The following is an 8,324-nucleotide window of genomic DNA, read 5'->3' on the forward strand; positions in this document are numbered from 1 at the left end:
GATCGTCGTAGCCGGCTGCGCGCGAGCGAGGTGCCCCGAGGCCCGGGCCGCGGCCGACGAGGTGGAGTCCCGGTCGCCCACCGCCGTCGCCCTGACCCTCGCCGCGCTGCGCCGGGCCGCGACCCTGCCGGACCTGCGGGCCGCGCTCGACCAGGACCTGCACGTCTCGACCGCCCTGCTGGACGTGCCCGACATGGCCGAGGGCATCCGCGCCCAGGTGATCGACAAGGACCGCACGCCGCGCTGGAGCCCGGCCACGCTCGCCGAGGTCGACCCGGACGTCGTCCGCCGCTGCCTGCCGTAGCCGCTCGTCGCTCCCCGCTCGACCGGACCGGCGCCGCCTAGAGCACGAGGGTGCGGCCGGCGACGACGAGGTGGACCTCGTCGCACTCGGCGGCGACGCGCTGGTTGGTGATGCCGAGCAGGTCGCGGAACAGCCGGCCCGACCAGTGCGCGGGCACCACGCCCATGCCGACCTCGTTCGTCACCACCACGACGGTGCCGTCGTGGCGTCCGACCGCCTCGGCCAGCTCGTCGACGCGGGCCAGCAGCTCCGGCTCCCACTCGTCGCGGGTCTTGTCCCAGCCGTCGAGCTCGTCGAGCTGGGCGGTCAGCCACGTGCCGAGGCAGTCGACGAGCACGGCGCCGCGGGTGTCGCGCAGCGCGCCGGCCACGTCCGACGTCTCGGCGGTGGCCCAGTGACCGGGACGACGGTCCTGGTGGCGCACCACCCGCTCGGCCCACTCGGGGTCGCTGTCGGGGTCGGCCTCCGGCCCCGGCGCCACGTACGTGACGGCCGGCTCCCCGACCACCAGCGCCTCGGCCTGGAAAGACTTGCCGGAGCGGACGCCGCCGGTCACCAGCACCTTCATGCGTGCCCCTCTCGACCGCAGCAGCCTAGCCGCCGGACCGGACCGTGAGGAAGCGTTTGACTTGGCGCCGCCGTCGCAGCCACCTAGCCTCGACGGATGTCCTCGATCCGTCGCCTCACCGTCCTGCTGCTCGCCGCGGGCCTGCTCCTGGTCCCCGGCGTCGGCTCCACGGCGTCCGCCGCGCAGAGCAGCCACGAGAAGACCGTCATCCGCCTGGTCAACGCCGAGCGCATCGAGCGCGACCGGGTCGCCCTGCGCTCGCAGGCCTGCCTGCAGCGCTACGCCGACGCCTGGGCCAGCGCCATGGCCCGGCACGACACGCTCAAGCACCGCAGCAGCACGAGCCTGCGCCAGATCATGCGCACCTGCCGGCTGAGCGGCATCGGCGAGAACATCGCCTTCGGCTACCCGACGGCCACCGCTGTGGTCCAGGGCTGGATGAGCTCGCCCGGCCACCGGGCCAACATCCTGCGCCCGGCCTACCGCTACACCGGGCTCGGCGCGCACCGCGACTCCGACGGCCGCGTCTACCACGCGCAGCTGTTCGGCACCCCGCGCTGACCGACCCGGCGGCGGACCTCCCGGCGCCCCCGACGTGACCCGCGTCACCCCTAGGGTGAGCGCGACCCGTCGGGGGGTCCTGTCCGGGAGGTCCGCATGCCCACGTCACGTCTCGTCCGCTCCTTCGTCGCCACGCTCGCGCTGGCCGCGGGCGGCCTCGTCGCCGCACCGGGCGCCCAGGCCGCCGCGGGCGACCCGTGGGTCGTCTCGCTCGGCGACTCCTACATCTCCGGGGAGGCCGGGCGCTGGGCCGGCTCGTCCAACCGCAGCAGCACGCCGGCGGACGTGCTCGGCTCCGGTGCGTACCTGGACGCCGGGCGCAGCGAGTCGATCCCCGGGTGCCACCGGGCGAGCAGCGCGCAGATCCACCTCGGCGCCGGCTACCAGAGCCTGAACCTCGCCTGCTCCGGCGCGACCACCGCCACCCGCACCGGCTCGACGTTCAAGCCCGGCCTCGACTTCTACGACGACGGCGCCGGCAAGATCGGCCAGGCCGCGGCCCTGCGGCGCGAGGCCCGCGGCCGCGACGTCCGCCTGGTCACCGTCTCGATCGGCGGCAACGACTTCGGCTTCGCCGACATCGTCACCAGCTGCGTGCTGAACTTCCTCGGCTCGTCCTCGCTGCTGCCCAACTACTGCTTCGACGACCGGTCGGTGAGGGCGAGCTTCACCGCCGAGAACGTGGCCGCCGTCCGAGCACGGATCGCCACGGCGCTGCAGAACGTCCGCACCGCGATGCGCGACGCCGGGCACGCCGACTCGTCCTGGACGCTGCTCGTGCAGACCTACCCGTCGCCGATCGCCGAGGGCGCGAACCTGCGCTACCGCCAGAGCGGCTACACCCGCCAGAGCGTCGGCGGCTGCGGCTTCTGGGACGCCGACGCCGACTGGGCCAACCGCACCGCGATGCCCACCATCAACGGCGCCGTCACCGGCGCGGTGAAGGACGCGGGCCTGACCAACGCGAAGGTCCTGGACCTCTCGCGCGCCATGGACGGGCGCCGGCTGTGCGAGAAGGGCGTCGGCCTGTACGAGGAGGTCGGACTGACCGGCTGGCAGGCGCCGACCGCGGTCGACCGGACCGAGTGGATCAACCAGATCCGCACCGTCAGCACGATCGCCGGGCCGTACCAGGTCCAGGAGTCCATCCACCCCAACTACTGGGGCCAGCTGGCGATCCGCTCGTGCATCCGGCAGGCCTACGAGGCCCGACGCGGCGGCTCCTGCGAACGCTCCGGCACCGGCCTCAGCAGCCGCGGCGAGCCGCGCATGACCCTGCGCTGAGCGTCGGTCTCACGGGGATCCCCGTGAAACCGCCAGGTCCCCGGGATGCTTCCCGGGGACCTGGCTGCTTCCCGGGGACCTGAGCGGGTCCACCGGACGAGCCCGAGCCGCTGGCCGAGCCGGTCGAGGCCTCCCTCGGGCCGGCTCAGCGAGCGGCGTCGGGGCGGTACGGGGCGACGGGGTTCGCCAGCGTGCCGGCCATCATGAGCGAGGACGCCTGGTCGCTCAGGTCGACCATCTGCCGCGTGTTGCGCAGCTGCAGCCGGTTCAGGCAGGAGTGCGCGAACTCCGCGGCGAACAGGTCGCACGCCTCGCGCGCCGCCGCCAGCTCGGGGTGGTCGACGGCGTGCTCGGCCAGGCACTCGCCCACGAGCGCCCAGAACGCGTCCGCGCCGAGCACCCCGTCCTCGGCCAGGATCCCGGCCAGGTGGCGCAGGAAGCCGTCGAGCACGTCGGTGTGGACGCTCAGCGCCTTCAGCTCCCCGGGCACGTCCTGGCGGATGCGCTCGATCTCGGCCGGCAGCGGCACGTCGCCCATGACCACGACCTCCTCGCCGACGTCCTTGACGAACGCCCGCCGCGGCACGTGGCCGTCCAGGACGAGGACGATGTTCTCCCCGTGCGGCATGAACGCCAGGTCGTGGGCGAGCAGGCAGTGGGCGACCGGGCGCAGGTAGGCGCGCAGGTAGGCCCGCAGCCAGTCGGCCGGCTCCAGGCCGGACGCGCGCACGAGCGCGGTCGCGTACGCGCGTCCGTCGCGGTCGCGGTGCAGCAGCGACGCCATGGTGGCGAGCCGCTCGCCGCCGCGGACCATCGTCACCGGGCTCTCGCGCCAGAGGGCCGCGAGCATCTTCTGGTACGGCGAGTCCGCGGCCAGCGCCTGGTAGACCCCGCCGGTGTACCCGACCGCCGCGCGCTCGCGCAGCACGCGGAAGCCGCAGGCCCGCAGCTCCGGGTCGCCGTGGACGAGGTCCGCGACCCAGTCGTTGATCGCCGGCGTGGCCCGCATGTAGCGCGGCGACAGCCCGCGCATGAAGCCCATGTTCTGGATCGACAGCGCGACCTTGACGTAGTGCCGCTCGGGGCGGTCGACGTTGAGGAAGGTGCGGATCGACTGCTGGGCCCGGTACGCGTCCGGGCCCTCGCCGAGGTGGACGAGGTCCTGGCGGGCCAGGTCCGGTGCGAAGGTGACCGCGATCTTGTGGTCCCACTGCCACGGGTGCACCGGCACCAGCAGGTAGTCCGCCGGGTCGAGGCCGCGCGCCCGCAGCTCCAGGTCGAGCCGCTCGCGCGTGGCCGGGTCGAGCTCGTGGGCGAGCAGGGCGTCCTCGTCGAGCCCGTCGCCGTAGGACGCGACGGCGAGCGAGCGCCGCACGCCGAGCCAGTGCAGCCGCACGTCGCGTCCGGCCTCGGGCGCGTAGGCCTCGTGCTGGGACGCCGAGAACCCGATGCGTCCGTTGGTGGCCAGGAACCCGGGGTGGCCCGCGTGCATGGCCGCCTCCGTGGCGGCGAGGTCGGCGTGCAGCAGGTCGTCGACGGACTCCTCGTGGTGCACGAGCGTCCAGGCCGCCGCCCGCAGCGTGGACGCCAGCTCCTCGAGGTACACCGGCAGCAGCTCGTCGGTCAGCCCGAGGTCGGGCGCGAGCGCGGCGACGAGCGTGAGCACGTCGGGGTCGACCGGGCGTCCGTCGCGCTCGGCCCGCACCGAGGCGGGGTCGACGACCCAGTGCTCGAGCGGGTACCGGCGGGCGGCGAAGCGGTAGACGACCTCGCCGGCGTCGAGCGCCCAGCCGTCGCCGTCCGGGCGCGGGTGCAGCAGCCGCTCGTGCGTGAGCTCGGCGAGGGCCTTGGCGACCAGCAGCCGCTGGGCCCGGTCCAGGACGGCGGGGGTGAGGTGCTCGGCGGGGCCGGGCGCGGTGCGGGTGTCGGTGACGGTCACAGGCCTCCTCCCAGCGGGCTGGCCACGAACTGCTCGCGCGTGCAGAAGCTCAGGGCGGCGCGCTTGCCGTCCAGCTCGACGGCGCGGTCCACGACGAACCCGGCCTTGGCGTTCTTGAGGGCGATGGCGGCGTTGCGGACGTCCGGCTCCACCACGACGCGCCGCACCGACGGGTCGTCGAGCACGAGCCGCATGACGGCGGCGAACGCCCGGTCGGTGAAGCCGTGCACGGGGGCGTCGGTGGGCGCGACCAGCACGTGCATCCCCCGGTCGCCGGGCTGGACGTCGTAGACCCTGGCCAGCTCGGAGTGGGCCGGGTCGTACACCTCGGCCAGCACGGCCGGACGTCCGTCGACGTGCCCGACGTACGCCGCGTGGTGCGGGTCGGCCGCGATGCGTGCCTGCTCGGCGCGGACGTCCTCGACGCTCGCGCCCTGCATCTGCCAGTAGACCGACCGCGGGTGCGTCACCCAGGCGTGCAGCAGGGCCGCGTCGGCGTCCGGGTCGACCGGCACGAACGAGACGGTGCTCATCGGGCGCCCACCGCCTGCCGGGCCGCGGCCGGGACCCCGAACTCCTGGAACGCCATGCGCTCCTCGACCGGGTAGACCTCGCGGCCGCACATCGCGTTGATGATCACCGAGCTGCGGTACGCGCCCATGCCGAGGTCGGGCGCCACGAGGCCGTGGGTGTGCTCCTCGCCGTTCTGGACGAAGATCGTCCCGGCCTCGTCGACGCGGTAGTCCAGGCCGACGTCGTAGCGCCCGCGCTCGTCCCACCGGATGCGGTCGGCGACGGGCTCGACGAACGCCGGCACCTGCGCCGCGTACCCGGTGGCCAGCACCAGGCCGTCGGTGCGCAGGCCGAAGGACTCGTCCACCTCGTGCTGGCGCAGGTCGAGCGAGAACCCGGTGCCGTCCCAGCGGGCGCCGGTGAGCTCGGTGTTGGTGAGCAGCGTCGTCGGCACCTCGCCGAGGGCGACGCGCTTGCGGTACAGCGTGTCGTAGACGGCGTCGACGAGATCGCCGCTGATGCCCTTGTACAGGCCCTTCTGCGAGCGCAGCAGCTCGTCGCGCTGCCCGCCGGGCAGGGCGTGGAAGTAGCGCACGTACTCCGGGCTGGTCATCTCCAGCGTGAGCTTCGTGTACTCCAGCGGGAAGAACCGCGGCGAGCGCGTCAGCCAGGTCAGCGAGTAGCCGGCGTCGATGCCCTCGAGCAGGTCGAGGTAGATCTCGGCCGCGCTCTGCCCGCCGCCGACGATCGTGATCGAGTCGCCCGCGCGCAGCCGGTCGCGCTCGTCCAGGTACGCCGAGGAGTGCAGCCACGGCCCGTCGAGTCCCTGCGCGGCGGGCGGGACGACCGGCTGCGTGCCGGTGCCGAGCACCAGGCGTCGGCCGCGGTAGGTCTGGGTGTCGCCGTCCGCGAGCCGAGCCCGGACGACGTAGACCTGCGCGGCGTCGTCCCAGGTCACCTGCTCCACGTGACGGCCGAGGTGGACCGAGTCGAGCCGGTCGACCGCCCAGCGGCAGTAGTCGTTGTACTCGGCGCGCAGCGGGTAGAAGCTCTCGCGGACGTAGAACGGGTACAGCCGTCCGGTCGCCTTGAGGTAGGCCAGGAACGAGAACGGCGAGGTGGGGTCGGCCATCGTCACCAGGTCGGCCATGAACGGCACCTGGAGCGTGGCGTCCTCGAGCATCATGCCCGGGTGCCAGTCGAACGCCTCGCGCGACTCGAGCACCACGCCGTCCAGGCCCTCGACCGGCTCGGCGAGGCAGGCCAGCCCGAGGTTGAACGGCCCCAGGCCGACGGCGACGAAGTCGTACGTGCGCTCGCTCATGCCACCTCCTCCCGCTCCAGCGCCTCGTCCTCGAGCAGGCGCGCCCCCACGGCGCGCACCTGGTGCAGGACGCGCTCGAGGTCGGCCGGGCTCGTGGCCGGGTTGAGCAGCGTCACCTTGAGCCAGGACTCGCCGTCGACCTTGGTGCCGGCCACCACGGCGCGCCCGCCGGCCGCGAGCTCGGCCCGGATCCGCGGCGCCAGGTCGGACGCGCCCGGGCGGACAGTCCCGGCCGGCCGGTAGCGGAAGACGATGGCGCTCAGCACCGGGGCCGCGGCGACCTCGACGTCGTCCAGCTCGCGCATGCGGGCGTGCAGCCCCTCGGCCAGGTCGATCGCCCCGTCGAACAGCTCGCCGACGGCGTCCGCGCCCATGAGCCGCAGCGTCGTCCAGAGCTTGAGCGCGTCGAAGCGGCGCGTCGTCTGCAGGCTCTTGTCGACCTGGTTCGGGACCTGCGCCTCCCGCGGGTTGAGGTAGTCCGCGTGGAACGCGGCGTGGCGCAGGGTGCGTCCGTCGCGCACGAGCAGGGCGCTCGCGCTGACCGGCTGGAAGAACGTCTTGTGGTAGTCGACGGTGACCGAGTCGGCCGCCTCGACGCCGTCCAGCAGGTGCCGGCGGCGGGTCGAGGCGAGCAGTCCGCCGCCGTACGCGGCGTCGACGTGGAACCAGGCGTCGTGGGCGTGCGCCAGCCGGGCCAGCGGCAGCAGCGGGTCGATCGCGCCGAAGTCGGTGGTGCCGGCGGTGGCCACGACCGCCATCGGCACGGTGCCGTCCGGGAGCCGGTCCAGGCGCGCGGGCCAGGGCGCCGACGTCCATGCGCCGGTGCTCGTCCACCGGCACGACGACGACGGCGTCCGGCCCCAGGCCGAGCAGGTCGGCGGCCTTGCGGACGCTGAAGTGCCCGTCGCCGCAGACCAGGACGCGCAGCCGGTCAGGTCGCCGCCGACGCCGCGGGCGGCCTCGCCGCGGGCGAGCAGCATCGCCTGCAGGTTCGACTGGGTGCCGCCGCTGGTGAAGACGCCGTCGGCGTCCGGGCCGAGCCCGAGGCGCTCGGCGGTCCAGGCGACGAGCCGCTGCTCCATGAGCGTGCCGCCGCCGCTCTGGTCCCACGTGTCGAGCGAGGAGTTGACGGTCGAGACGTACAGCTCGGCGAGCAGCGCCGGGATGACGACCGGGCAGTTGAGGTGGGCGACGTATCCCGGGTCGTGGAACCAGACGGCGTCGTCCAGGTAGACCTGGCCGAGCTCGTCGAGCACCTCCCCGACGTCGCCGAGCGGGCGGTCCAGGTCGACGTCGGCGACCAGCTTGGCCACCTGGGCCACGTCCGAGCCCGAGTGCGGGCCTGCGACGCGGCGGGCGCGGTCGCCGAGGTGGTCGACGCCGCGGTGCAGCACCTCCGCCCAGTGGTCGACGGTCCGGCTGGTGAACAGTTCCTGCGTGGGCGCACGGTGCACCGCGACGCTCCTTCCCCCGAAGGCCTCCACACGTGGTCGCGTGGTTAGGTAAGCCTTACCAACCGTGGCACAGCCGCGGCGGACGGAGCAACCCCGGTCCCGAGGTGCGACGCGTCACACCGCGGTGCCGGCGGCGGAGCGGACCAGGGATCATGGACGCATGACTCCGCAGCCCGAGCGCCCGTCCGTCACCGCCCCCAGCGAGGAGGCCCGGCAGGCCGCGGCCGAGCGGCTCGCCGGAGCTGCTCGGTCCGTCCCGGTGCTCTTCGCGAACGACACGGTCGGCGCCGAGGCGCAGCGCGTCAGCGCGGCCCTGGCCGACGGTGACGTCGCGGTGCTCGAGAACGTCCGGTTCAACCCGGGCGAGACGAGCAAGG

At 74.2% G+C, this 8,324-nt stretch carries 9 protein-coding genes; 4 read left to right on the plus strand and 5 right to left on the minus strand.

The window, feature by feature from the left end; all coding sequences use genetic code 11:
• The coding region (locus AC2W7G_RS05065) for an enoyl-CoA hydratase/isomerase family protein (RefSeq protein WP_485867476.1) at positions 1-304 on the plus strand (304 nt) is incomplete at its 5' end.
• A gap of 37 nt (positions 305-341) precedes the next feature.
• On the opposite strand, the gene AC2W7G_RS05070 is transcribed toward AC2W7G_RS05065, so the two are convergent.
• On the minus strand, positions 342-872 hold the full coding sequence (locus tag AC2W7G_RS05070) for a bifunctional adenosylcobinamide kinase/adenosylcobinamide-phosphate guanylyltransferase (RefSeq protein ID WP_485867477.1): 531 nt from the start codon (positions 870-872) through the stop codon (positions 342-344).
• Between the two features lie 96 nt (positions 873-968).
• Between AC2W7G_RS05070 and AC2W7G_RS05075 the strand changes: the two genes are divergently transcribed.
• Together AC2W7G_RS05075 and AC2W7G_RS05080 are read left to right on the plus strand one after the other, a co-directional pair.
• A complete protein-coding gene (locus AC2W7G_RS05075; RefSeq protein ID WP_485867478.1) occupies positions 969-1,433 on the plus strand; it encodes a CAP domain-containing protein in 465 nt (154 codons plus the stop codon).
• A gap of 96 nt (positions 1,434-1,529) precedes the next feature.
• Positions 1,530-2,717 carry an SGNH/GDSL hydrolase family protein gene (locus AC2W7G_RS05080; RefSeq protein ID WP_485867479.1) on the plus strand — a complete coding sequence of 396 codons (1,188 nt, stop codon included), beginning with the start codon at positions 1,530-1,532 and terminating at the stop codon, positions 2,715-2,717.
• A 145-nt stretch (positions 2,718-2,862) separates the two neighbouring features.
• On the opposite strand, the gene AC2W7G_RS05085 is transcribed toward AC2W7G_RS05080, so the two are convergent.
• From AC2W7G_RS05085 to AC2W7G_RS05100, 4 genes are read right to left on the minus strand one after another with little or no spacing between them, the layout of a single operon-like run.
• Complete coding sequence (locus AC2W7G_RS05085) at positions 2,863-4,656, minus strand: IucA/IucC family protein (RefSeq protein WP_485867480.1); 1,794 nt, start codon at positions 4,654-4,656, stop codon at positions 2,863-2,865.
• Entirely contained in the window at positions 4,653-5,189 is a 537-nt protein-coding gene (locus AC2W7G_RS05090; protein WP_485867481.1) for a GNAT family N-acetyltransferase, read from the minus strand. The genes AC2W7G_RS05085 and AC2W7G_RS05090 overlap by 4 nt, the downstream gene beginning before the upstream one ends.
• Positions 5,186-6,493 (minus strand): lysine N(6)-hydroxylase/L-ornithine N(5)-oxygenase family protein, encoded by a 1,308-nt coding sequence (locus AC2W7G_RS05095; RefSeq protein ID WP_485867482.1) that lies wholly within the window; start codon positions 6,491-6,493, stop codon positions 5,186-5,188. Before AC2W7G_RS05095 ends, AC2W7G_RS05090 begins: the two co-directional genes overlap by 4 nt.
• Entirely contained in the window at positions 6,490-7,947 is a 1,458-nt protein-coding gene (locus AC2W7G_RS05100) for a pyridoxal phosphate-dependent decarboxylase family protein (RefSeq protein ID WP_485867483.1), read from the minus strand. Before AC2W7G_RS05100 ends, AC2W7G_RS05095 begins: the two co-directional genes overlap by 4 nt.
• 160 nt (positions 7,948-8,107) lie before the next feature.
• Between AC2W7G_RS05100 and pgk the strand changes: the two genes are divergently transcribed.
• A partial coding sequence (pgk, locus tag AC2W7G_RS05105; RefSeq protein ID WP_485867484.1) for a phosphoglycerate kinase occupies positions 8,108-8,324 on the plus strand: 217 nt, incomplete at its 3' end.

The organism is Aeromicrobium sp. PFPM2_SD2, from assembly GCF_057364525.1.